We start from the raw sequence: 24,278 nt of genomic DNA on the forward strand, positions 1-24,278 counted from the left end.
CTCCATTTCGGCGGGTCGACCTTCGGGTTGCCCGCCTTTTTTCTTCGTCTCACGGAAGGTTTCCCATGATCGGACTGTGGAGCGCGCATGCGCAGAGTTACCTGCTGGTTCTAGCCATCGCCACTACGCTGGCGTTCGCCTTGCCCATCTTCCTCGTGCCGCTGACGTGGGCGCGGGTGATGCAGTGGACCTTGCCGGAGCACACGGACCTGGCGGCGTACTTCGGGCGTTGCCTGGGGGCATTCATCCTGATCGTCGAGGGGCTGATGCTGCGGGCGGCGCTGACGGGGGAGGCGTTGGTGACGACGTTCGAGGTGCTGGCAGCGGTGGCGGGGTTCATGGTGGTGGTTCATGTCTACGGCGCGCTGCGAGGGATTCAGCCGTGGACGGAGACGGTGGAGACGGGGTTCTATGCGGGGATGTTGGGGGTGACGTTGATGTTTTGGCCGGTGGGATGACCCGGTGCTGACCCTTGTCCGCGGTCATTTTCGTTTGGGTGTTCTGCGCCGCTTCTGTGTGCTCGGATGTTTCTTGTTTCGCCCCCTCGGGCGACCTACTTTGCCAAACGACGCAAAGTAGGCAAAGGTCTCTGCCCCATCATCCGGCCCCGGCTTCGCCGGGGTTCCCTCGCTCCATCGAAGTTTCAGGGGCCCGCGTCGACGGGCCATCCATGGCCCAACGACGCTCTCGCGGCATCCATGCCGCTCAACCCCTGAAACTCCGATTCCACTCGGCCTCCTGAAGGGGCGTTCTGGAGTGTGCGGATATTTCTCTGGAAGTCTTATAGAGCCAGAGTAGAAGCTGCGCTCCCGTAGGAGAGACGGGGCGCCTAGCCCTTGTCCGCGAGCACCCACGCTGCAGGATGAACGCCCGTAGGGCGCATAACGCGCAGCGTTATGCGCCGTGATGGGTATCGCTTCGCTCCACGCCATCCTACGAAGAGAAATCCAGCATGAAGCAGCCAAGGTATCAGGCGCGCGCAGAGTCCCGTCAGGAGGCCGAGTGGAGGTATTGCGCAGAGGGGCGAGCGGCATGGATGCCGCGAGAGGCGTAAAGGGCCAGGGATGGCCCTTCTACGCCGACCCTCGGAGCGATACCGGAGCGAGGGAAGTCTGAGCGAAGCGAAGACCCGGATGTCGGGACGAGCCCTTTGGTTACTTTCTGGCGTTTGAGAAAGTAACTCGCCCGAGGGGGCGAAACAAAATCTCCCAGCGACGCCAAAGCGGCGCAGAAACACCCAAAGCCAAAGCGGCGGATAACGCCTTTGGCGTTATGCGCCCTGCGAAAAGAAAGAGCATCGCGGACGAAGTCCGCTCCTACGAAAGCAGCTCGCAGCGCGGCCACACCGTATGAACGGACTCCGCCCGCGATCCGCCGGTATGGCCTGCACGTCCTACTTTCGGAGGTGCCCACCACGCCCCAAGTAGCATGGGTCACACCCCCGGCGCTTCGTAGAATGCCAACGTCGATATCCTGACCAGGCGCACGCCATGCACGAAACACAAGGGGTCGTTCGCGGCATGTCCAGTGCCCGCGACGTCGAGGAAGTCGCCCAGGACCTGGCGCGCCAGCTGATCCATCCGCATCTGGGCTTCGTGCTGTTCTTCTGCTCGGCCGAGTACGACCTGCCGGGCCTGGCCGGCGCGTTGGAGCAGTATTTCGGCGGCATCGACCTGGTGGGCTGCACCACCGCCGGGGAGATCACCCCACAGGGCTACGGCCGCGGCTGCATCACCGCCGTGGGTTTCGACCTGCGCAGCTTCGCCATCTCCTGTGCGCTGGTGGACGAGATGGAGCGCTTCAGCCTGATCGACGCGCAGCAGATGGTCGAGTCGCTGGTGGCCGACTGCCGCAGCGCCGGGCTGGCGCCGATCAAGGACCACAGCTTCGCCCTGACCCTGCTTGACGGCCTCTCCAGCCGCGAGGAAGTGGTGCTCGCCGCGCTCAGCGCCGCCTTGGGCGCCATCCCGCATTTCGGCGGTTCGGCCGGCGACGACAACCGCCTGACCCACACTCACGTCTACTACCAGGGCCAGTTCCACACCGGCGCCGCGGTGGTGGTGCTGTTCAATACCTGGCTGGACTTCGAGGTGTTCACCACCCACCACGTGCTGCCCAGCGAGGAGAAGCTGGTGGTGACCCGCGCCGACAGCGACAGCCGCCGCGTGCTGGAACTCAACGCCGAGCCCGCCGCGCTGGAATACGCGCGGCTGGTCGGGACGCCGCTGGAACAGCTCGATTTCGCCCTGTTCCCCAGCCATCCGCTGGCCGTGCGGGTGCGCGACCAGTTCTACGTACGCTCGATCCAGCAGATCAACGACGACCTCAGCCTGACCTTCTACTGCGCGGTGGAGAACGGCATCGTCCTTACCGCCATGCGTACCGGGCCGCTGCTGCCGGGGCTGCAGGCGCAGTTCCAGCGCCTGCACGAACGCCTCGGCCCGCCACTCCTGACCATCGGCTGCGACTGCTTCCTGCGCCGCCTGGAGCTGGAAGTGGCCGGCGATACCGAGGCCACCGCCGAGTTTCTCCGAAGCCAGCAGGTGATCGGCTTCAACACCTACGGAGAGCAGTTCAATGGCATGCACATCAACCAGACCTTCACCGGTGTCGCCATTGGCCGTCCCAGGGGCAACGGCGGACGCTGAACTGCGGGCGCGCATCGAGGAGCTGGAGCGCGACAACCGCAAGTTGCAGCGGATCAACGCGGCGCTGATCGAGCGGGTGGAATCGGCCACCTCGCGTGGCGACAACGCCTACGGCGCCTTCCAGCACTCCGTGGTGCTGGCCGAGCAGGTGCGCGAACGTACCGACGCATTGAGCGAGGCGATGGTCGAGCTGAAATCCAGCAACCAGTTGCTCAGCGATGCGCGCCTGCGCGCCGAGACCGCGCACCAGCACCTGCTGGACGCCATCGAAAGCATCTCCGACGCCTTCGTGCTGTTCGACCCGCAACAGCGCATCGTCCTCTACAACGAACGCTTCCGCGCCTTCTGGGCGCAGACCCGCGCCCGCGTCGGCGCCGGCACGCGGCTCACCGAAGTCCGGCGGCTGGCGCAGAGCAGCGGGCTGATCGTCGAAGAGCAGCGCAGCAGCGACGACGAACACACCCTCTATCGGCTGCGCAACGACCGCTGGGTGCGCGTCACCGAGCGGCCGACCCGCGACGGCGGGCTGGTGGTGCTCTACAGCGACATCACCGAGATCAAGCAGAGCGAGATGGCCCGCCGCGAACAGGCGGTGGCGCAGAAGTCGCACCTGTTGCAGCGCGCCGTCGACAACCTGTCCCAGGGCGTGGCCATGGTCGGCGCCGATGGCGCGCTGGAGTTGTGGAACCGGCGTTTCCTGGAACTCTGCGGGCTGGCGCCGATCGAGGCGCACCGGCCCTTCGCCGAGGTCATGGCCGACAGCGAACTGCCCTTGCTGACCCCGCGCAGCCGCGCCCGCCACGGCAGCGCGGAAGGCGTGCTGGAGCAGCGCCTGTTCGATGGCCGCATGCTGGAAATCCGCACCCACGCGCTGCCCACCGGCGGTTTCGTCAACACCTTCACCGACATCACCGAGCGCTACCGCAACGCCGAGGCGCTACGCGAGAGCGAACGCTGGATACGCCTGATCACCGACCAGGTGCCGGCGCTGATCGCCTACCTGAGCGCCGAACTCAACTACGAATTCACCAACAAGGTCTACGAGGAATGGTATCGCTGGCCCAGCGGTTCGATGCTCGGGCGCAACCTGCGCGACGTGCACAGCGAGGACCATTGCCAGCGCCTGGAACCGTACTTCGAGCGCGCGCTGTCGGGCGAGAGCGTCACCTTCGAGATCGCCGAGACCAATCTCTCCGGGCAGGAGCGCTACATGCAGCGCTCCTACGTGCCCAACCGCCAGGCCGACGGCACGGTGTGCGGGCTGTTCGTGCTGATCCGTGACATCACCGAGCGCCGCCGCACCGCCGAGGCGCTGCACCAGGCCTACCAGAACCTCGAACAGCGGGTGCGCGAACGCACCGCCGAGCTGACCAGCCTGAATGACCAGCTCAAGCGCGAGATCGACGAGCGCAGCCAGGTCGAGGCGCGCCTGCGCGAGGCCAAGCGCGAGGCGGAGCAGGCCAACCTGTCGAAGACCAAGTTCCTCGCTGCCGTCAGCCACGACCTGCTGCAACCGCTGAACGCCGCGCGGCTGTTCACCAGTGCGCTGCAGGAGCGCAGCGGCGAAGCCCTGGTGCGCAACATCAGCCAGTCGCTGGAAGACGTGGAGAACCTGCTCGGCACCCTGGTGGAGATTTCCAAGCTGGACGCCGGGGTGATCAAGCCGGACATCGCCTCGTTCGACGTCGGCGAACTGCTCGACAACCTCGCCGCCGAATACCGCCAGGTGGCGGCCAGCGAAGGGCTCGCGCTGGATTTCGTCGCCTGTGGCGCGCAAGTCCGCAGCGACATGCAGCTGCTGGCGCGCATCCTGCGCAATCTGCTGACCAACGCCATCCGCTATACGCCCTCGGGCCGCGTGCTGCTGGGCTGCCGGCGCCGTCGGCACAGCCTGTGGATCGAGGTCTGGGATACCGGCGTGGGCATCGCCGTGGACAAGCTCGGCGAGATATTCCAGGAGTTCAAGCGCGGCGACGTGCAACGCCTGAACCAGGACCGTGGGCTGGGGCTGGGCTTGGCAATTGTCGAGAAGATCGCGCGGATGCTCGGCCACCGCATCCAGGTGGAATCGGTGCCTGGCAAGGGTTCGCGCTTCGCCATCGAAGTACCCCTGGCGCGCCGCGTGGCCCGCGCCACACCGGAGCCGGAACGCCCGGCGGCGGATCTGGTGGAGCGCCTGCGCGGCTCGCGCGTGTGGGTGCTGGATAACGACGCCTCGATCTGCGCCGGTATGCGCACCCTGCTGGAAACCTGGGGTTGCCGCGTGGTGACCGCGCTGTCGGAAGAGGACCTGGCGCGCCAGGTGGACAATTTCCACGCCGAATCCGACCTGCTGATCGTCGACTACCACCTGGATGACGGATTGAACGGCGTCGATGCGGTCGCTTCGATCAACGCCCGGCGCGGCACGCCGCTACCGGCGCTGATGATCACCGCCAACCACAGCAACGAGCTCAAGCAGCAGGTCCGCGAGCTGGGCCACATGCTGATGCACAAGCCGGTCAGGCCGATGAAGCTGAAGACCGCGCTCTGTCACCTGCTGGACCGTACCGACTGAGCAGGGCGACACGCGGCGGCAAACGGCTGGCGAACATTCCGATGTTCGCCAGCCGTTTCGTTTGTGGGGGGATGAGGTGTCAGCGGCGCAGGTAGGCGGAGAAGTCGATGTCGCTGGCGCTGAGGATGGCCTGCACGCGGTTGTGCACCTTGAGCTTGTGCAGGATCGCCGAGACGTGGGCCTTCACCGTGGTCTCGGCGATCTCCAGGTTGTAGGCGATCTGCTTGTTCGACTCGCCCTTGGTCATCCGCTCCAGCACCAGGAGCTGCTTGCGGGTCAGCGCCTGCAGCAGCTCCGACGGGATGCCGTGCTCCTCGTGGTTGCTGCGCCGCGGCGAGCTCTGCTGGGTGCGGATGATGTCCGAGGGCAGGTAGACGTTGCCATTGAGGATCTGCTCGATGGCTTCGGTCATCTGCACCCGTGGCGAGGACTTGGTGATGAAGCCCACGGCGCCGTAGGTGATGGCTTGCAGCACCACCTGTTTGTCCTGCTCGGCGGAGACGATCACCACGGGAATGGTCGGGGCCTCGTTGCGCAGGCTCATCAGGCCGTTCAGGCCGTGCATGCCGGGCATGTTCAAATCGAGCAGGATCAGGTCGAGATCGTCGTGTTCCTGAGTCAGGCCCAGGGCGCTGTCGAGGTCGGCGGTTTCCATCACTTCGCTGCCGGGGAAGCCCTCGGCGATGACGTTGTGGATGGCCTCGCGGAACAGCGGGTGATCGTCGGCGATCAGGATCTTGTACATGGCCTACACCTCGTTGTTGTCGTTATGGGTGGCGAGCGGCTTGCGGTCGCAGGCTACTTCAAGTGTCACGGAAGGGGTTGCGGTTGCGCATCCTGCAGGGGCAGTCCCGCCTGTTCCCAGGCGTCGATACCGTCACGGTACCAGTAGAGGCTGGCATAGCCCAGCGCATGCGCTCGGCGGATGGCGTTCCAGCTCATCCAGCAGTCGGAACGGCAGTAGAACACCAGCGGGCGTTTCGCATCACCCTCGGTGAGGCGCGCAAGATTCTGCTCGAAGTAGGCCTGCCACCGTGGCTCCAGGGTGCCGGTGCCGACGTTGGCGAGCCACAGGCTGCCGGGCAGGTTGCGGTGTTTTTCGTCCTCGACGAACTGGCCATTGAGGAAGGTACGGCGGTAGACATCCACCAGCTTGGTCCGTGGCTCGCGCTTGAGCAGCGCCTGCAGGGCGGTGGTGTCGAGGGTGGTGGCGTGGTCGGCGGACGGCGGTGTCGGGCTGCGGTACTGGGTCAGGCGATAGCCATCGGCGGAAAACAGCGGCGCATCGTCGGCCTGCGCGGTCGGGAGCGCGAGGGCCAGGCTGAGCAGGCACGCGGACAGGCAGCCGCTCACGTGGCCATTCAGGGCAGTGGCAAGGCGAGGCATGGCGGATTCTCTAATCGTTCTTTTTGTAGTGGCCATTACATGCCAGCTGTGGGGCTTTGGAAATTCGACGTCCGGAGGGGCGAACCAGTACCAAAGTAGTAGATTTCACCCCTTGCGCAGCGCCGCGTGTTGCGGGTTGAAGGTCAGCACGGCGAGCCCGGCGAAAAGCAGCGTCAGGCCCAGGCAGACGCCCGCCGCCAGCGGGTTGAAGCGCTCGTAGAGGGCGAAGCGCACCAGTTCCACGGCATGGCTGAACGGGTTGAGCGCACACAGCCAGTAGAGCCACTGGCTGGCTTCGCGCATCTTCCACAGCGGGTAGAGCGCGGAGGAGAGGAAGAACAGCGGGAAGATGACGAAATTCATCACCCCGGCGAAGTTCTCCAGCTGGCGGATGCCATTGGACAGCAGCAACCCCAGCGCGCCCAGCAGCAACGCGGCGAGCAGCAGCGCGGGCAGCGCCGCGAGCAACCCCAGCGCCGGCGGCTGAACGCCATAGAGCCAGGCGATCAGCAGGAAGGCGTAGACCTGCAGCAGCGACACCAGAGCCGTCGCCAACAGCTTGCTGGCCAGCAGGAAGGCGCGCGGCAGCGGGCTGGTGAGCAGCACGCGCATGCTGCCCATCTCGCGGTCGTAGACCATCGACAGCGAGCCCTGCATGCCGTTGAACAGCAGGATCATGCAGCACAGCCCCGGCACTATGTAGGTCTCGTAGGTGACGTAGGTGTCGTACGGCTCGATGATCGAGATACCCAGCGCAGCGCGGAAGCCGGCGGCGAACACCAGCAGCCAGAGCAGCGGCCGCACCAGCGCGCTGAGGAAACGCGAGCGTTGCAGGACGAAGCGCAGCCACTCGCGCACGACGATGCCGCGCAGGCATTGCCAGTAGGCGGCCGGGCCGAAGCGCGGGCTTTCCAGGGCGCTCATGCGCAGGCCTCCAGGCGGGTCAGGCGGTCGAAGGTGCGTTCCAGGTCGCCGGCGTCCGGCGCGCAGATGTCCCGCGCTTCGCCCCGGGCGACCAGGCGGCCACGGTCGAGCACCAGCAGTGCGTCCTCGCCACGGACTTCATCCAGTAGGTGAGTGGTCCAGAGCACCGCCAGGCCATCGTCCCGGCACAGCCGCCGTACATGTTCGTTGAGCGCCTGGCGCGCCGCCGGGTCGAGGCCGACGCTGGCCTCGTCGAGCAGCAGCAGGCGCGGGCGGTGCAGCAGGGCGCGGGCGATTTCCACCCGGCGGCGGTGCCCGCCATTGAGCGCGCGGACCTTGTCGCGACGGCGCTCCTGCAACTGCTGGCGGGCCAGTTCGGCGTCGATCCGTTCGTTCGCCACGCGGCGCGGCAGGCCGTGCAGGGCGGCGTGGTAGCGCAGGTTCTGCTCCACGCTCAGGTCCAGGTCCAGGGTGCTCTGCTGGAACACCACGCCCAGTTCGCGCAGGGCCAGGCGCGGCTGGCGGCGCAGGCTGCAGCCGAGCACCTCGATCTCGCCCTGCTGCAGGTCGTAGAGGCGGGTGAGCAGGGCTACCAGGGTGGATTTTCCGGCGCCGTTGGGCCCCAGCAGTGCGGTGAAGCGCCCGGCGGGCAGTTCGAAGTCCAGCCCGTCGAGGGCGCGTCGTGGGCCGTAGGCAAAGCTCAGGTCGCGGACAGTGAGCGCGTTCATGGCGTCACCACCACGCCCCAGGGATAGCGGCCGACCTTGATGGATTTGCTGACCTTGCGCGAGGCCACGTCGATCACCGACACATCGCCGCTGACGCCGTTGGTGGCCAGCAGGGTCTTCTCGTCCGGGGTGAACGCCAGGTGCCAGACGCGGCGGCCCACCAGCAGGTAGTCGAGGACCTCGAAGGTCTTGGCATCGACCACCGCCACATGGTTCGCCGGGCCGAGGGCGACGAAGGCGGTCTTGCCATCGTCGGTCAGCTTCACGCCCACCGGCTGCACCTTGTCCGGGTGCACGCCCTGGATGGCGAAGCGCAGGGTCTTGAGAATCTTGCGGCTGGCGGTGTCCACCACGCTGACGGTGCCGCCGATCTCCGCCGAAACCCAGACCTGCGAGCCGTCGCGGGTGAACTCCGCGTGGCGCGGGCGCTGGTCCACCAGGGTGCTGTCCACCAGCTTCTGGGTGGAGGTGTCGATCCAGTGCAGCATGTTGGTGGTTTCGCTGGTGTTCACCGCCCACTTGCCATCCGGGCTCACCGCCATGCCTTCGGGCTCGACACCAACGTCGATCTGCCCGAGCACCTGGGCGGTCTGGGTGTCGACCACTGTGACCAGTGCATCGTCCTCGTTGGAGATGTACAGCCAGCGGTCGTTGGGGTGCAGGGCGAACTGCTCGGGGTCGGCGCCCGAGGGCAACTGCCTGATGATCTTGCGGGTGGCGAGGTCCAGCACCTGCACGGTGTCCGAATCGCTCGCGCATATATAGAGCAGCTTGTTGTCGTGGGACAGCGCCAGGCCGCGCGGGCGCTTGCCGGTGTCGATGGTACCGGTGACGGTCATGCTGTCCAGGTCGATGACGCTGAGGTTGTTGTCCTTCTCGTTGGACACGTAGGCCGTGGCGGCGAAGGCCGGCGGCGTCTGGTAGAGCGCGGCGCCCAGGCAGGCCAGGGCCAGCAGGCGGGGCAGGGCGGGGCAGGGCATGGCAGCGGTCCTCATGGGCAGTTTCCTTATGGCTGGGCGTCGGCGAGGTGGCACTGGCTTTCCGGAGCATCGAGGCCAAGGCTGTCCAGTTCGCTGGCGGGGTGCAGGAAGCCTTCCTGCGGCGAGGTGCTGACCAGGGCACGCGGCTGCACCAGCGGGATCGGTTGGCGCAGCTGGCCGTCCCAGGGGCGGAAGCCGAGCTTGTAGCCCTTGAAACCGTCCAGCGGTAGCTCGGGGGAGAGCGACAGCTTGCGGACCGCCATGGGCTCTGCGTCATGCAGGCGGGTGACCGCGCTGGCGACGCTGCGCACGGCGATCCAGGCGGCGAAGTCGCGGTCGTTCATCCAGCGCCCGGCGTGTTCCTCGAAGCGTTTCTGCAACTGTGCGGCGCCGTAGGTTTCCACGGTCTTGTGCCAGCCGGTGGCGACCAGCCCCTGGGTGCCGGCCACCGGGCGCGGCAGCCAGGTGTTGTAGGGCACGTATTCGCCGAAGTCGCCGTGCTCGTCGGCCACCAGCACGGCGTCGTAGTCCTCGCTGGACTGGGTGAACAGCGCCATGTCGGCCTGGGCGCTGCGGCGCTGGTCGTTGGCGAAGGTGAAGGGCTTTTCCTCGACGATCTTCGCGCCGAAGCGCTTGGCCGAGCGGCGCAGGGCGTTGGCATAGGCGGCGTCTTCCGGGCGCTGGCCGACGATCAGCAGCCAGCGCGTCCACTTGCGCAGCACCAGGAACTGGGTGAGGGCGTCGGTCAGCATCAACCGGCTGGGCAGGGTGTGCAGCACGTTCGGCGCGCACTGGCTGGCGCGCAGCTCGTCATCGGCGGCGCCGGCGTTGAACAGCAGGCTATCGGGCAGGGCGGCGGCCAGTTGGCGCAGGGTGTCGGCGGGGGCGTTGACCACGAACAGGCGCAGGCCGGCGTCGTGCAGGCGTTTGGCTTCGGCCAGCAGCTTTTCCGGGCTGTCGGTGCTGGCGGCTTCGAGGCTGTAGCGGTGCTTGAGGAAACGCCCGGTGCTGTTGCTGTCGGTGATCGCCAGCTCCGCGCCGCGCAGGCCTGCGTCGGTGGGCTCGGGGATGACGTTGGACAGCAGCGGGCCGGGATCGGGCGTGTAGCCCAGGTAGCCGATGCGGACCTCCAGGACGGGCACCTCGCCAGCGCGCACGCCGAGGCTGAGCGAGGCGGCGCAGGCCACTGCGAGCAGGTAGGCCACGCCGTGCAATAGGAACTGGCGCATGGGCGACTCCTTTGGGGCCGGCTTGTTGTTGTGCGGCCAGCATAGGAATCGCGCGGGGTGCGGCAAATATGCAGAAAGTACCGTTGAGGCAGTACCAAGGTAGTAGGTTGCGCGCCACGCCCGCGACCTAGGATGGCCCTACAAGAACCCGAAGAGAAAGGTCGCCATGCGTATCGCCGTCACTCTCGTCCTGCCGATCCTGCTGATGCTCAGCCTGCTCGGCTTCGATTTCTTCTATGCCCGCAACAGCTATCCGAGTCCGGTCGAGCGGCATGCCCCGGCGGGGTGTGTCGACAGCTGTCGTGGTGCGCCTTAGCCGCATGCTCGGGGAAACCCCTCCACATCGCGTGGTCGCCAGGAGCGTAGGGCGTATAACGCTCCGCGTTATACGCCGATCAGCCTGGGCTCCAGGGCGCTCCGGGTCTGACCCAGGGGGCGGTTCCATGGCGAGGTGTATCGGCGTACAACCGCGAACGGTTGTACGCCCTACGGGCGCTCCTGCGTAGCAGAGGCCCCTGGCCTCCCACTCGTAGGGCGTATAACGCTCCGCGTTATACGCCGATCAGCCTGGGCTCCAGGGCGCTCCGGGTCTGACCCCAGGGGGCGGTTCCATGGCGAGGTGTATCGGCGTACAACCGCGAACGGTTGTACGCCCTGCGGGCGCTGTGGCCCCTGGCCTCCCGTCGCCCTAGTACCAAGGGAGTAGATGGCATCACCCAAAGCAGGATTCGGCCTGCGAGCAAGCGTTCTTACCATCGTCATCACGGTCGCCGCTCCGGGCGCCGAGCCTTGCCAAGCATCTCGATGAGAGGATGAAGTGATGAACAACAAGAACGTGCTGTGCGGCCTGCTGTTGCTGGCTGGCCTGAGTGCCTCGGGCCTGGCCCTGTCCCACGGCAATGTGACGCCCCAGGCAGTGGATACCACGGGGCTGGAACCTCTGGGCAAGGAATGGCGCGACACCAACCCCTACCGCGAACCCTACGCCAACCACGCCAAGGCGGTGGAGATCGGCGCCTCGGCCTACAACCAGAACTGCGCGCGCTGCCACGGCCTGGAAGCCAAGTCCGGCGGCATCGCCCCCGACCTGCGCAAGCTCGACGTCGGCGCCGAGGGTGACGAGTGGTTCAAGGAGCGCGTGATCAACGGTGCGGTGCGCGACGGCGCCGTGTACATGCCGAAGATGGCCGACTACATCAGCCAGGAAGGCCTCTGGGCGATCCGCACCTACCTGGACAGCGTGCACGTAGACGAGTGACCGCCATGCGCCTGCTCAAGCTGCTGTTCGGCGTGGTCCTGAGCCTGCTGCTGGGGCAGGCTCAGGCACAGGTCCGCCCCTACGAGGACATGGTCGCCAGCGGCGTGCTGCGGGTGGCCGTGTACGAGAACTTCCCGCCCTACAGCTTCATGCAGGGCGGGCAGCCGCGCGGCATCGATATCGACCTGGCGACGCGCCTGGCCAGCGGGCTGGGTCTGCGCGCGGAATTCCTCTGGGTCACGCCGGGCGAGCGTCTGGATGACGACCTGCGCAACTTCATCTGGAAGGGCCATTACCTGCGCCCCGGCGTGGTCGCCGACGTGATGCTGCGCGTGCCCTACGACCGCGAATACGCCAACCGGCGCAACGACGTGGGCGAGTTCGCCAATGAGCAGGTGGTGATGTTCGGCCCCTACCAGCGCGAACGCTGGCAGGTCGTCAACGATGACCGGCGGCTGCCGAAGGTGGACACCATCGCGGCCTTCCGCGAACACCCCATCGGCGTTGAACTGGACAGCGTGCCGTCCTTCTACCTGACCTCGGTGCTGGGCGGCCAGCTCAGTCGCATGACCGTGCATTTTCCCAGCACCCAGGCGGCCTTCGACGGCATGCGCGCGGGCAAGGTGGATGCGGTGATGGCCCTGCGCGGCGAGCTGGACTGGATGCGCGCCCAGGCCGCCGATGAGCACCTGAAGAACGCCGAGAATACCTACCCCAACCTCGGCCAGCCCGAGTGGGACATCGGCATGGCGGTGCACGAAAGCAACCGCCAGCTCTCCAATGCCCTGGACGGCGAACTGGAAGAACTGGTGCGCAGCGGCGAGATGGAAAAGCTCTATGCGGCCTACGGCGTGCGCTACGAACTGCCGGGGCTTTATCAGGACGTGCAGTGAGGGAAACAGGATGCACAGGCGCCACGTGCTGCTCGGGATGTGCGCACTGCCGCTGCTGGCGGCGGCGGTGGAGGGCGACCCGCTGCCCTCGGTGATGTGGGAGTACCACCACAAGCGGCTCCTCAATGGTGAGCCCTATGTCTTCGACGAGCGCGTGAAGCTGGGCGTGCCGCCGTTCGCCGAGGATTCCCGGCAGGTGCCGGTGGAAGTGGACGCCCGTGCCTTGCCGGGACGCTTCGACCGCCTGCTGCTGTGGGCCGAGCTGAACCCGATTCCCCATGTGCTGACACTCTATCCCGGCGAGCACCTGGAGCCGCTGCTGGCGGTACGCATCCGCATCGAACAGGCCACGCCGATCCGCGCCGCCCTGCGGGACGAGAAGGGCGTCTGGCATGTCGGCTCAGCCTGGATCGACGCCGCCGGCGGCGGTTGCACGGCGCCCAGCGTAGTGCGCGCACAGCCGGGGTGGGAGGACAGGCTCGGCCAGGTCCACGGCGAGTCCTATCCCAGGGGCGAGTACAGCCGGGTGCGCCTGTCGGTGTCGCACCCGATGGACAATGGCCTGGTCGGCGGCATCCCCGAGTTCTACCTGGACCACGCCGAGCTGCGTGGGCCGGGCGGGGAAGTCTTCGCCCGGCTGGACCTGTTCCCGGCGGTGAGCGAGAACCCGACGTTCACCTTCGAAGTGCGCGGCCACCCGCACACCGAACTCTGGCTGCACGACAACAACGGCAACGAATTCCAGGCCGCTCTGCCTTGACGAGGTGTCCATGCGTTTCCTGCTGATCGCCCTCGCGTGCCTGTGCCTGCCGGCGCTGGCCGACCTGCAGTACCACCTTCAACCCCGGCAGATCGCCGACGGCACCTGGCTGGTGGAAGGCAGCACCGACAACTTCGGCAAGGACAATGGCGGCGCCATCGTCAACGTCGTCTTCATCGACACCGGCGATGGTGTGCTGGTGATCGACACCGGCCCCTCGAAACGCTATGGCGAAGCCTTGCGTACGGTGATCCAGCAGACCACCGGCAAGCCGGTGAAGGGGGTTCTGCTGACCCATCATCACCCCGATCACGTGCTGGGCAACCAGGCCTTTATCGACGTGCCTATCGGGGCGCTGGCCGGCACCGGCAAGTTGCTCAAGGAGCAGGGCAACGCCATGGCGGAGAACATGTACCGCCTGGTGGGCGACTGGATGCGCGGCACGGAAGTGGTGTTGCCTACAGAGACGGTGGAGCCCGGCATCGTGCAGATGGGCAGTCACAGGTTCCGGCTGGTGGGGCTGCGCGGGCATACCGGTGCGGACCTGGCAATCCTCGACGAGAGCACCGGCGTGCTGTTCGCCGGAGACATCGTGTTCTACCAGCGTGCGCTGACCACGCCCAACAGCCCAGGCCTCGACGTTTGGCTGGGCGATCTCGACACCTTGCAGAAGCTGCCGTGGAAACTGATCGTCCCTGGCCACGGGCCCATCGCCACGGATGCTGCGCCGTTTGCCCAGATGCGCGACTACCTCGGCTGGCTCGATAACGTAATGCGCGACGGCATCGCCCAGGGCGCGGACATGAACGACCTGTTGCGCACGCCGATCCCCGAGCGCTTCGCCGGGGTCAGCCTGACGCGCTATGAGCTGATCCGCAGCGTCAGCCATCTCTATCCGCGGTATGAGCAGAAGGCTTTACCCCGCGTGGACAAGCAGTAAAGCCTTGCCGGATGTTCCGGCGCACCGGCGTTGCCCTCACCCCAACCCTCTCCCGGAGGGAGAGGGGGCTGTCTGGAGCGGCCTTGCTGATTGCCGCTCCGACCCTGTTGTAGGAGCGAGCTTGCTCGCGAACCTTCCAGCAGGATGAACTCCTGTGTCCCCCCCTTCGCGCCGAATGACTCCCTCTCCCTCTGGGAGAGGGTCGCCGAGTTCATCCAGGGCACCATGACCGCCGGTCAATCCGGTTCGCGAGCAAGCTCGCTCCTACAAGGGGACATCCACCCTCTGAGCTCCTACGCAAGCCCCGAATTTCGCGCCTCTGCAGCCCGGTATTGCTACCAAGGAACTAGGAAATTCGGCACTGCGTTCAATTGTTGGCCCGCCGCACCAAACCAAGAATCTGCGGCAGACCGGGACATTTTCCCGGGTACAACAACAATCGCAGAGGCGCACGCCATGAGACAGCTTCAACCTTTCGCCCGCACCGTGCTGTTCACCGCCATCAGCCTGGCCACCCTGGGCGCTCACGCCGGGGTCACCGACCAGGACATCAGTGATTCCGCCAAGCGCACCGACCAGGTCGTGGTCAACGGCATCAACCAGCAGGGCCAGCGCTTCAGCCCGCTGAACACGCTGAACAGCGACAACGTGAAGGAGCTGCGGCCGGTGTGGGCGCTGTCGTTCGGCGGCGAGAAGCAGCGCGGCCAGCAGGCGCAACCGCTGATCAAGGACGGCGTGATGTACGTCACCGCCTCCTACTCTCGGGTGTTCGCCGCCGACGCGCGCACCGGGCGCAAGCTGTGGCAGTACGATGCGCGCCTGCCCGACGGCATCATGCCCTGCTGTGACGTGATCAACCGTGGCGTGGCCCTGTACGGCGACCTGGTGATCTTCGGCACCCTCGACGCCAAGCTGGTCGCGCTGAACAAGGACACCGGCAAGGTGGTGTGGAAGAAGACCGTGGCCGACTACAAGGCCGGCTACTCGATCTCCGCCGCGCCGCTGATCGCCAAGGGCAAGCTGATCACCGGCGTGGCCGGCGGCGAGTTCGGCGTGGTCGGCAAGATCGAGGCCTACAACCCCACCAACGGCGAACTGCTGTGGAGCCGCCCGACCGTGGAAGGCCACATGGGCTACGTCTACAAGGACGGCAAGGCCATCGAGAACGGCATCTCCGGCGGCGAAGCGGGCAAGACCTGGCCGGGCGACCTGTGGAAGACCGGCGGTGCCGCGCCCTGGCTGGGTGGCTACTACGATCCGAGCACTGACTCGCTGTTCATCGGCACCGGCAACCCGTCGCCGTGGAACTCGCATCTGCGTCCGGGCGACAACCTGTTCTCCTCCTCGCGCCTGGCGCTGAACCCGGACGACGGTTCGATCAAGTGGCACTTCCAGACCACCCCGCACGATGGCTGGGACTTCGACGGTGTGAACGAGCTGGTGTCCTTCGACTACCAGGACGGCGGCAAGACCGTACAGGCCGCAGCCACCGCCGACCGCAACGGCTTCTTCTACGTGCTGGACCGCACCAACGGCAAGTTCATCCGCGGCTTCCCCTTCGTCGACAAGGTGACCTGGGCCAAGGGCCTGGACAAGGACGGCCGCCCGATCTACGACGACGCCCACCGCCCGGGCGCGCCGGGGCAGGGGACCGAGAAGGGTTCCTCGGTGTTCGTCTCGCCGTCCTTCCTGGGCGGCAAGAACTGGATGCCCATGGCCTACAGCCAGGACACCGGCCTGTTCTACGTGCCCTCCAACGAGTGGGGCATGGACATGTGGAACGAGAACATCGCCTACAAGAAGGGTGCGGCGTACCTGGGCGCGGGCTTCACCATCAAGCCGCTGAACGAGAAGTACATTGGCGTGCTGCGCGCCATCGATCCCAAGACCGGCAAGCAGGTATGGCGCTACGAGAACTACGCGCCGCTGTGGGGTGGGGTGCTGGCAACTCACGGCAACCTGGTATTCACCGGCAACCCCGAGGGCTTCCTGATGGCCTTCGACGCCAAGACCGGCAAGAAACTCTACGAGTTCAACACCGGCTCGGGCGTGATCGCCTCGCCGATCACCTGGGAGATGGATGGCGAGCAGTACGTGACTGTGCTCTCCGGCTGGGGTGGTGCGGTACCGCTGTGGGGTGGCGAGGTGGCCAAGCGGATCAAGGACCTGGACCAGGGCGGGATGATCTGGACCTTCAAGCTGCCGAAAGACCTGGTGGCGAAAAAGTGAGGTTGCTGTGAGGTGAGCAGGGGGCCGGCCGTTGAGCCGGCCTTTTGTTTTTGCGGGCTAGGGATGTGCTCCTACGCGAGCCGGTCCGCCGCATTGCCCTGGCTCTTATGAGACTTCCAGAAAAACATCCGCACGCTCCGGACTGCCCCTTCAGGAGGCCGAGTGGAATCGGAGTTTCAGGGGTTAAGCGGCATGGATGCCGCGAGAGCCGCGATGGGCCCCTGAAACTTCGATGGAACGAGGGGAGTCCCGCGAAGCGGGACCCGGATGCAGGGGCAAGCCTTCTTGGTTACTTCTTCGGCGTTTGGAAGAAGTGACTCGCCCGAGGGGGCGAAACAAGGACTTTCAGCACACACCGAAGCGGCGCAGAAACACCCAACCAGAAAGCATCGCGGACAAAGTCCGCTCCTACGAAGAGCCCACGCTCCACATCTACTACCAAATGAGCACCGTAGGGCGCATAACGCGACAGCGTTATCCGCCGTGGTTGCGTCGGCGGATAACCCGTTCCGGGTTATCCGCCCTACAACCTGCGACGCTCGCCGCCTCTACTACCAAATGAGTACCCCATCACTCCCATGGGTGCATTCCGGGCCGGGAAGGGCGCTGCCTAAGATCGCTCCATGACCCGGCCGATTCAGGCTGGGACCCGACAGGAGAGCTTTTCCATGATCTACGCCCCACCCGGAGCCCCCGGCGCCGTTGTCACCCTCAAGCCGCGCTACGGCAACTACATCGGTGGCGAGTTCGTCCCGCCGGTTCTGGGCCAGTACTTCAGCAACACCTCGCCGGTGAACGGCGAAGTCATCGCCGAGTTCCCGCGCTCCACCGCCGAAGACATCGAGCTTGCCCTGGACGCCGCCCACGCCGCAGCAGACGCCTGGGGCCGCACTTCCGTGCAGGACCGCGCGCTGATCCTGCTGAAGATTGCCGACCGCATCGAACAGAACCTGGAACAACTCGCCGTCGCCGAGACCTGGGACAACGGCAAGGCCGTGCGCGAAACGCTGAATGCCGACGTGCCCCTGGCCGCCGACCACTTCCGCTACTTCGCCGGCTGCATCCGCGCCCAGGAAGGCGGCGCCGCCGAGATCAACGAGAACACCGTCGCCTACCACATCCACGAACCGCTGGGCGTGGTTGGGCAGATCATCCCGTGGAACTTCCCGCTGCTGATGGCCGCGTGGAAGCTCGCCCCGGCCCTGGCCGCCGGCAACTGCGTGGTGCTCAAACCGGCCGAACAGACGCCGCTGTCGATCATGCTGCTGGCCGAGATCATCGGCGACCTGCTGCCGCCGGGCGTGCTGAACATCGTCCAGGGTTTCGGCAAGGAAGCGGGCCAGGCGCTGGCCACCAGCAAGCGCATCGCCAAGATCGCCTTCACCGGCTCGACGCCAGTCGGCTCGCACATCCTGCGCTGCGCGGCGGAGAACATCATCCCGTCCACCGTGGAGCTGGGCGGCAAGAGCCCGAACATCTTCTTCGAGGACATCATGCAGGCCGAGCCGGCCTTCATCGAGAAGGCCGCCGAGGGCCTGGTGCTGGCCTTCTTCAACCAGGGCGAGGTGTGCACCTGCCCGTCGCGGGCGCTGGTGCAGGAGTCCATCTTCGAGCCGTTCATGGCCGAGGTGCTGAAGAAGATCAAGGCGATCAAGCGCGGCAACCCGCTGGACACCGAGACCATGGTCGGCGCCCAGGCGTCGCAGCAGCAGTACGAGAAGATCCTGTCCTATCTCGACATTGCCCAGAATGAAGGCGCCGAGCTGCTCGCCGGTGGCGCCAGCGAGCGCCTGGAGGGTGATCTGGCCAGCGGTTACTACATCCAGCCGACCCTGCTCAAGGGGCACAACGGCATGCGCGTGTTCCAGGAGGAAATCTTCGGCCCGGTGGTGGGCGTGACCACATTCAAGGACGAAGCCGAAGCCCTGGCGATCGCCAACGACACCGAATTCGGCCTCGGCGCCGGTGTGTGGACCCGCGACATCAACCGTGCCTGGCGCATGGGCCGGGGCATCCAGTCCGGCCGTGTGTGGACCAACTGCTACCACCTGTACCCGGCGCACGCCGCCTTCGGTGGCTACAAGAAGTCCGGCGTCGGCCGCGAGACCCACAAGATGATGCTCGACCACTACCAGCAGACCAAGAACCTGCTGGTGAGCTACGACATCAACCCGCTGGGCTTCTTCTGATCCCCGGCTGATCCGAGTAGCAAGCCGGCGAGCCTTCCCCCATCGGGCTCGCCGGTTCCCACCTCCGGTGTGCCCGCCGACCGGGCATCCCTTGTCTCGACGCGCCCGTTCGGGCGGCCGTCCGCTTCCGTGCCCACTTCCTCGGGCGACGGTCTTCGTCGAACGCGACTCCGGTCGCGTTTTCTTTTTTCCGGATGCCTCTCTGTTCGCGAGCAAGCTCGCTCCTACGAAAAGCGGGCCCGGTGCTTTTCTGTAGGAGCGAGCTTGCTCGCGAACCGCCGACCTTCAGGCAACTCCGAAGTCGACCAAGGCGCCAACGGCGAACTAAGGTTTAACGGCGTACCACCGCGAACGGTTGTACGCCCTACGCCGCAAGGCGCGCACTCACTACCAAATCAGGGGGGAATCTCCTTCGAAAGTATCATTCGGCCTCTCTGCCCCCGGTGTTTAACTCGATCTACCGGAACAACCGGTGCGATGCCAGTACGACATCCCTACAACAAGAGGACAGACCCATGTGGACCAAGCCTAGCTTCACCGACCTGCGCCTTGGCTTCGAAGTGACCCTGTACTTCGCCAACCGCTGATCCACTCGGCCCCGGTCCGCCGGGGCCCCTGCCCACGGGGCACTGTCATGCACATCCGAATTCTCGGGTCGGCCGCCGGCGGCGGTTTTCCCCAGTGGAACTGCAATTGCCGCAACTGTCGCGGCGTACGCGACGGCAGCGTGATCGCACAGCCACGCACCCAGTCGTCCATCGCGCTGTCCGACGATGGCGAGAACTGGATTCTCTGCAACGCCTCCCCCGACATCCGCGCCCAGCTGGCGTCCTTCCCGGCGCTGCAGCCGGCGCGGCGCCTGCGTGATTCGGCGATTGCCGCCATCGTCCTGCTGGACAGCCAGATCGACCACACCACCGGCCTGCTCAGCCTGCGCGAGGGTTGCCCGCACGAGGTGTGGTGCACGGAGATGGTCCACCAGGACCTGTCCACGGGCTTCCCGCTGTTCCCCATGCTGTCGCACTGGAACGGCGGGTTGAAGCACAACCTCATCGCGCTGGATGCCGAGCCCTTCGTCATCCCGGCCTGCCCGGGCCTACGCATCACCGCCATTGCCCTGCGCAGCAGTGCGCCGCCGTATTCGCCGCATCGGGGCAACCCGCATCCGGGCGACAACATTGGCCTGTTCGTCGAAGACCTCTCCACCGGCGGCAAGTTGTTCTACGCGCCCGGCCTGGGGCAGGTGGACGACGAGCTGCTTGCGTGGATGCGCCGCGCCGACTGCCTGCTGGTGGACGGCACGCTGTGGCGCGACGACGAAATGCGCGTCTGCGAAGTGGGCGACAAGCTCGGCAGCGAGATGGGCCACCTGGCCCAGAGCGGCCCCGGCGGCATGATCGAGGTGCTCGACGGCATCGACGGACCGCGCAAGGTGCTCATCCACGTCAACAACACCAATCCCATCCTCGACATCGCCTCGCCCGAGCGCGCCGAACTGGACGCGCACAGCATCGAGGTGGCGTTCGATGGCATGAACATCTACCTCTGACGGCCCTTGTAGAAGGAGCGCCGCGATGCCCCGTGAAGCCATGAGCCCCGCCGAATTCGAGCAGGCGCTGCGCGCCAAGGGCGCCTGCTACCACATCTTCCACCCGTACCACGTGGCCATGTACGAGGGCCGCGCGAGCCGCGAGCAGATTCAGGGCTGGGTGGCCAACCGCTTCTACTACCAGGTGAACATTCCGCTGAAGGACGCGGCGATCCTCGCCAACTGCCCGGACCGCGACGTGCGCCGCGAGTGGCTGCAGCGCATCCTCGACCATGACGGCGCGCCGGGCGAGGAGGGCGGCATCGAGGCCTGGCTGCGCCTGGCCGAATCCGTGGGACTGGACCGCGAGCAGGTGCTGTCCCAGGAACTGGTGCTGCCCGGCGTGCGCTTCGCGGTGGACGCCTACGTCAACTTCGCCCGCCGCGCCAGTTGGCAGGAAGCGGCCAGCAGTTCGCTGACCGAGCTGTTCGCCCCGCAGATCCACCAGTCGCGCCTGGACAGCTGGCCGCAGCACTACCCCTGGATCGACGCCACCGGCTACGACTACTTCCGCAAGCGCCTGTCCCAGGCGCGTCGCGACGTGGAGCACGGCCTGCGCATCACCCTGGAGCACTACCGCACCCGCGAGGCCCAGGAGCGCATGCTGGAAATCCTGCAATTCAAGCTCGACGTGCTCTGGAGCATGCTCGACGCGATGAGCATGGCCTATGAACTGGAGCGCCCGCCGTACCACACGGTGACGACCGAGCGCGTATGGCACAGGGGGTTGCTGTGATGAGTCTGCCTTCGCTGGACAGCGTACCGGTGCTGCGCCGGGGCTTCCGCCTGCAATTCGAACCGGCCCAGGGCTGCCACGTGCTGCTCTATCCTGAGGGGATGGTGAAGCTCAACGACAGCGCCGGGGCGATCCTCGGCCGTGTCGACGGTCAATCCGACGTCGCCGGCATCATCGACGGCCTGCGTTCCGATTTCCCCGGTGTGCCGGGCATCGACGAAGACATCCTGGCATTCCTCGAGGTGGCCCATGCGCAATTCTGGATCGAGCTGCGCTGAGGCGCCGGTAGGGCCGCCGCTCTGGCTGCTGGCCGAGCTGACCTACCGCTGCCCACTGCAGTGCCCTTACTGCTCCAACCCACTGGACTTCGCCAAGGGCGGCGAGGAGCTCTCCACCGAGCAGTGGATCGAGGTATTCCGCCAGGCCCGCGAGATGGGCGCGGCGCAACTGGGTTTTTCCGGCGGCGAACCATTGGTGCGCCAGGACCTCGCAGAGCTGATCGCTGCCGCGCGCGAGCTCGGCTTCTATACCAACCTGATCACTTCCGGCATCGGGCTCAACGAGCAGCGCCTGAAGGAGTTCGCCGACGCCGGGCTGGACCATATCCAGATCAGCTTCCAGGCCGCCGACGAGGAGGTGAACAACCTGCTCGCCGGCTCGCGCAAGGCCTTCGCCCAGAAGCTAGCCATGGCCCGCGCGGTGAAAGCCCACGGTTATCCGATGGTGCTCAACTTCGTCACCCACCGGCACAACATCGACAGCATCGACCGCATCATCGAGCTGTGCATCGAACTGGAGGCCGATTACGTCGAACTCGCCACCTGCCAGTTCTACGGCTGGGCCGAACTGAACCGCGCCGGGCTGCTGCCGACCCGCGAGCAGCTAAAGCGCGCCGAGCGCATCACCGCCGAGTACCGCGAGCGCCTGGCCGCCGAAGGCAACCCGTGCAAGCTGATCTTCGTGGTGCCGGACTACTACGAGGAGCGCCCCAAGGCCTGCATGGGCGGCTGGGGCAGCGTGTTCCTCGACGTCACCCCGGACGGCACCGCGCTCCCGTGCCACAGCGCGCGGCAACTGCCGGTGAAATTCCCCAACGTGCGCGAGCACAGCCTGCAGCACATCTGGTACGAGTCCTTCGGCTTCAGCCGCTTCCGCGGCGATGCCTGGATGCCGGAGCCGTGCCGCTCCTGCGATGAGAAGGAGCGTGACTTCGGCGGCTGCCGCTGCCAGGCCTTCATGCTCACCGGCGATGCCGAGGCGACCGACCCGGTGTGCGCCAAGTCGGCCCACCACGGCATCATCCTCGACGCCCGCCGCGAGGCCGAGGAGGCGCCGTTGGCCCTGGACCAGCTGACCTGGCGCAACGAGCGCGCCTCGCAGTTGATCTGCAAGGCCTGAGCGTGGGCCGCGACGACTGGAGCGCCGAACGCGCGGTAGCCGCCGCCGGGGACTTCGCCGAGCTGCACGTTGCCCACGGCGGCCTGTTGTGGGCCGCCTTCGACCCCGCCAGCGCACGCTGCCGGCTGTTCCTGCGCTGTGAAGGGCAGACCCGCGAACTGACTCCCCCCGGCGCGTCGGTGCGCAGCCGCGTCTACGAGTACGGCGGCGGTTCCTGCTGCGCCACGGCCGACGGCGTGGCCTGGGTGGAAGAGGGCGACCAGCAGGTGCGCTGGCTGCGCCTGGGCGGCGAACCCCGCGCCATCACCCATCGCAACGACTGCCGTTACGGCGACCTGCATTACGTCGCCGCCTGGAACGCGCTGCTGGCGGTGGAGGAGGAGGGCGGTAGCGGCGGGGTGCAGCACCGCATCGTCCGCCTGGATGCCGATGGCCGGCGGCGGGTGATCGCCACAGGCGCGGATTTCTATGCCTCGCCCGTGGCCGACGGCAGTGCCGAACGAATCGCCTGGGTGGAATGGGACCGTCCCGAACAACCCTGGACACGCACCCGCCTGGTCGAGTCCTTCGCCGGCGAACAACGCTGCCTGGCCGGGCAGACCCGGCACGAATCCATCCAGCAGCCACGCTTCGCCGACGATGGCCGGCTGCACTGGCTGAGCGACCGCGCCGGCTATTGGCAGCCGTACCACGAAGGCCCCGGCGGCTGGCAGGCTGCGGCTGCGGACCACGCCAGCGCGCCCTGGCAACTGGGCGGGCGCACCTTCCTGCCGCTGGCGGACGGCAGCCTGCTGGCAACCCGTTACGAAGACGGATGCGGTGTGCTGATGCTTTATGACGGGCACGGTGGCGAACGCCGGCTCGCACCGGAGTACAGCCGCTTCCGCTCCCTTGCGGCGGATGAGCGGCACTTCTACTGCATCGCCGCCGCGCCGGATCGCCTGCCGACGCTATTGGCCATCCGCCGGGTAGACGGCGCCACCCAGGTACTGGCCGGCGGTGAGCAGCCGCTGGCCGAGGCCGAGCTGTCCCGTGGTGAAACCTTCCACTATCCGGTGGGTGAGGACGAGTGTGGCCATGGCTTCTTCTACCCACCCTACGGCGACGTAGAAGCACCGCCCCTGGTGGTGTTCCTGCACGGCGGCCCGACCTCGGCCAGCTACCCGGTGTTCGACGGGCGCATCCAGTTCTGGACCCGTCGCGGCTTCGCCGTGGCGGACCTCAACTATCGCGGCAGCAGCGGCTACGGCCGCGCCTATCGCGAGCGCCTGCACCTGGGCTGGGGGCAGGTGGAAGTGGAGGACATCGGCGCGGCGCTGGATTTCCTCGCCCAGAGCGGGCGCATCGACCGCCAACGGGTCTTCGTGCGCGGCGCCAGTGCCGGTGGCTACAGCGCGCTGATGGCTCTGGCGCGCCTCACGGGTCTGCGCGGCGGCGCCAGCCTGTATGGCGTCAGCGATCCGCAGGCGCTGGCCCGGGTGACCCACAAGTTCGAGGCGGATTACCTCGACTGGCTGATCGGCGACCCGCAGCAGGACGCCGAACGCTACCGGGAGCGCACGCCGGTGCTGCTGGCCGGGCATATCCGTGCGCCGGTGATCTTCTTCCAGGGTGAGCTGGACGCCGTGGTAGTGCCGGCGCAGACCGACGCCATGGCTGAGTCCCTGCGCCAACGCGGTGTGCCGGTGGCGGTGCACCGCTATGCCGGTGAGCGCCATGGTTTCCGCCAGGGCGCCAATCTCGCCCATGCGCTGGAGGCGGAGTGGCGTTTCTACCAGGCGCTGCTGGCTGTCTGAAGCGTCTGCCAAGGTCGCATTGCAATACCTGACGGATGC

Annotated in this window: 22 protein-coding genes; 16 read left to right on the forward strand and 6 right to left on the reverse strand. The window is 66.6% G+C overall.

The window, feature by feature from the left end; all coding sequences use genetic code 11:
- The first annotated feature begins 65 nt into the window (after nucleotides 1–65).
- The 3 genes from SD196_RS14155 (at nucleotide 66) to nahK (ending at nucleotide 5,205) form a co-directional block, all read left to right on the forward strand.
- Nucleotides 66–458, forward strand: a complete 393-nt coding sequence (locus SD196_RS14155) for a hypothetical protein (RefSeq protein ID WP_416310249.1) — start codon at nucleotides 66–68, stop codon at nucleotides 456–458.
- Between the two features lie 1,032 nt (nucleotides 459–1,490).
- On the forward strand, nucleotides 1,491–2,648 hold the full coding sequence (gene nosP, locus SD196_RS14160) for a nitric oxide-sensing protein NosP (protein WP_416310250.1): 1,158 nt from the start codon (nucleotides 1,491–1,493) through the stop codon (nucleotides 2,646–2,648).
- Nucleotides 2,578–5,205: a hybrid sensor histidine kinase/response regulator NahK/ErcS' gene (gene nahK, locus SD196_RS14165; RefSeq protein WP_416310251.1), complete on the forward strand. Its 2,628-nt coding sequence runs from the start codon at nucleotides 2,578–2,580 to the stop codon at nucleotides 5,203–5,205. The genes nosP and nahK overlap by 71 nt, the downstream gene beginning before the upstream one ends.
- A 79-nt stretch (nucleotides 5,206–5,284) precedes the next feature.
- On the opposite strand, the gene agmR is transcribed toward nahK, so the two are convergent.
- From agmR to SD196_RS14195, 6 genes are all read right to left on the reverse strand, one after another.
- Nucleotides 5,285–5,950, reverse strand: a complete 666-nt coding sequence (gene agmR, locus SD196_RS14170; RefSeq protein WP_416310252.1) for a response regulator AgmR — start codon at nucleotides 5,948–5,950, stop codon at nucleotides 5,285–5,287.
- Between the two features lie 65 nt (nucleotides 5,951–6,015).
- Complete coding sequence (locus SD196_RS14175; RefSeq protein WP_416310253.1) at nucleotides 6,016–6,591, reverse strand: PQQ-dependent catabolism-associated CXXCW motif protein; 576 nt, start codon at nucleotides 6,589–6,591, stop codon at nucleotides 6,016–6,018.
- Between the two features lie 105 nt (nucleotides 6,592–6,696).
- Entirely contained in the window at nucleotides 6,697–7,515 is an 819-nt protein-coding gene (locus SD196_RS14180; RefSeq protein ID WP_416310254.1) for an ABC transporter permease, read from the reverse strand.
- On the reverse strand, nucleotides 7,512–8,243 hold the full coding sequence (locus SD196_RS14185) for an ABC transporter ATP-binding protein (protein ID WP_416310255.1): 732 nt from the start codon (nucleotides 8,241–8,243) through the stop codon (nucleotides 7,512–7,514). The genes SD196_RS14180 and SD196_RS14185 overlap by 4 nt, the downstream gene beginning before the upstream one ends.
- A complete protein-coding gene (locus SD196_RS14190) occupies nucleotides 8,240–9,238 on the reverse strand; it encodes a YVTN family beta-propeller repeat protein (RefSeq protein ID WP_416310256.1) in 999 nt (332 codons plus the stop codon). Before SD196_RS14190 ends, SD196_RS14185 begins: the two co-directional genes overlap by 4 nt.
- A gap of 11 nt (nucleotides 9,239–9,249) precedes the next feature.
- The gene (locus tag SD196_RS14195) at nucleotides 9,250–10,452 is read right to left on the reverse strand and encodes an ABC transporter substrate-binding protein (RefSeq protein WP_416310257.1); all 1,203 of its coding nucleotides are present in this window, start codon (nucleotides 10,450–10,452) and stop codon (nucleotides 9,250–9,252) included.
- 166 nt (nucleotides 10,453–10,618) lie between these two features.
- On the opposite strand from SD196_RS14195, the gene SD196_RS14200 reads away from it, so the two are divergent.
- The 13 genes from SD196_RS14200 (at nucleotide 10,619) to SD196_RS14260 (ending at nucleotide 24,239) form a co-directional block, all read left to right on the forward strand.
- Nucleotides 10,619–10,768 (forward strand): hypothetical protein, encoded by a 150-nt coding sequence (locus SD196_RS14200; RefSeq protein WP_275611808.1) that lies wholly within the window; start codon nucleotides 10,619–10,621, stop codon nucleotides 10,766–10,768.
- Between the two features lie 504 nt (nucleotides 10,769–11,272).
- Nucleotides 11,273–11,710: a cytochrome c-550 PedF gene (gene pedF / locus SD196_RS14205; RefSeq protein WP_275611807.1), complete on the forward strand. Its 438-nt coding sequence runs from the start codon at nucleotides 11,273–11,275 to the stop codon at nucleotides 11,708–11,710.
- Nucleotides 11,711–11,715: 5 nt separating this feature from the next.
- Entirely contained in the window at nucleotides 11,716–12,603 is an 888-nt protein-coding gene (locus SD196_RS14210) for a substrate-binding periplasmic protein (protein ID WP_275611806.1), read from the forward strand.
- A gap of 10 nt (nucleotides 12,604–12,613) precedes the next feature.
- Complete coding sequence (locus SD196_RS14215; protein WP_416310258.1) at nucleotides 12,614–13,363, forward strand: quinoprotein dehydrogenase-associated SoxYZ-like carrier; 750 nt, start codon at nucleotides 12,614–12,616, stop codon at nucleotides 13,361–13,363.
- A 10-nt stretch (nucleotides 13,364–13,373) separates the two neighbouring features.
- Nucleotides 13,374–14,303 (forward strand): quinoprotein relay system zinc metallohydrolase 1, encoded by a 930-nt coding sequence (locus SD196_RS14220; RefSeq protein WP_416310259.1) that lies wholly within the window; start codon nucleotides 13,374–13,376, stop codon nucleotides 14,301–14,303.
- Nucleotides 14,304–14,759: 456 nt separating this feature from the next.
- Nucleotides 14,760–16,532: a methanol/ethanol family PQQ-dependent dehydrogenase gene (locus SD196_RS14225; protein ID WP_416310260.1), complete on the forward strand. Its 1,773-nt coding sequence runs from the start codon at nucleotides 14,760–14,762 to the stop codon at nucleotides 16,530–16,532.
- Between the two features lie 668 nt (nucleotides 16,533–17,200).
- Nucleotides 17,201–18,721 (forward strand): aldehyde dehydrogenase family protein, encoded by a 1,521-nt coding sequence (locus tag SD196_RS14230; RefSeq protein ID WP_275611802.1) that lies wholly within the window; start codon nucleotides 17,201–17,203, stop codon nucleotides 18,719–18,721.
- Between the two features lie 515 nt (nucleotides 18,722–19,236).
- Entirely contained in the window at nucleotides 19,237–19,308 is a 72-nt protein-coding gene (pqqA, locus tag SD196_RS14235; RefSeq protein ID WP_003106462.1) for a pyrroloquinoline quinone precursor peptide PqqA, read from the forward strand.
- 47 nt (nucleotides 19,309–19,355) lie between these two features.
- The gene (gene pqqB, locus SD196_RS14240; protein WP_416310261.1) at nucleotides 19,356–20,270 is read left to right on the forward strand and encodes a pyrroloquinoline quinone biosynthesis protein PqqB; all 915 of its coding nucleotides are present in this window, start codon (nucleotides 19,356–19,358) and stop codon (nucleotides 20,268–20,270) included.
- A gap of 25 nt (nucleotides 20,271–20,295) precedes the next feature.
- Nucleotides 20,296–21,045: a pyrroloquinoline-quinone synthase PqqC gene (pqqC, locus tag SD196_RS14245; protein WP_275611800.1), complete on the forward strand. Its 750-nt coding sequence runs from the start codon at nucleotides 20,296–20,298 to the stop codon at nucleotides 21,043–21,045.
- Nucleotides 21,045–21,323 (forward strand): pyrroloquinoline quinone biosynthesis peptide chaperone PqqD, encoded by a 279-nt coding sequence (gene pqqD, locus SD196_RS14250; protein ID WP_275611799.1) that lies wholly within the window; start codon nucleotides 21,045–21,047, stop codon nucleotides 21,321–21,323. The genes pqqC and pqqD overlap by 1 nt, the downstream gene beginning before the upstream one ends.
- Nucleotides 21,295–22,443 carry a pyrroloquinoline quinone biosynthesis protein PqqE gene (pqqE, locus tag SD196_RS14255; RefSeq protein WP_416310262.1) on the forward strand — a complete coding sequence of 383 codons (1,149 nt, stop codon included), beginning with the start codon at nucleotides 21,295–21,297 and terminating at the stop codon, nucleotides 22,441–22,443. The genes pqqD and pqqE overlap by 29 nt, the downstream gene beginning before the upstream one ends.
- Nucleotides 22,444–22,445: 2 nt before the next feature.
- On the forward strand, nucleotides 22,446–24,239 hold the full coding sequence (locus tag SD196_RS14260) for an alpha/beta hydrolase family protein (protein WP_416310263.1): 1,794 nt from the start codon (nucleotides 22,446–22,448) through the stop codon (nucleotides 24,237–24,239).
- Nucleotides 24,240–24,278 lie beyond the last annotated feature (39 nt).

This window comes from Pseudomonas macauensis (assembly GCF_047902425.1).
Lineage (GTDB): Bacteria > Pseudomonadota > Gammaproteobacteria > Pseudomonadales > Pseudomonadaceae > Pseudomonas.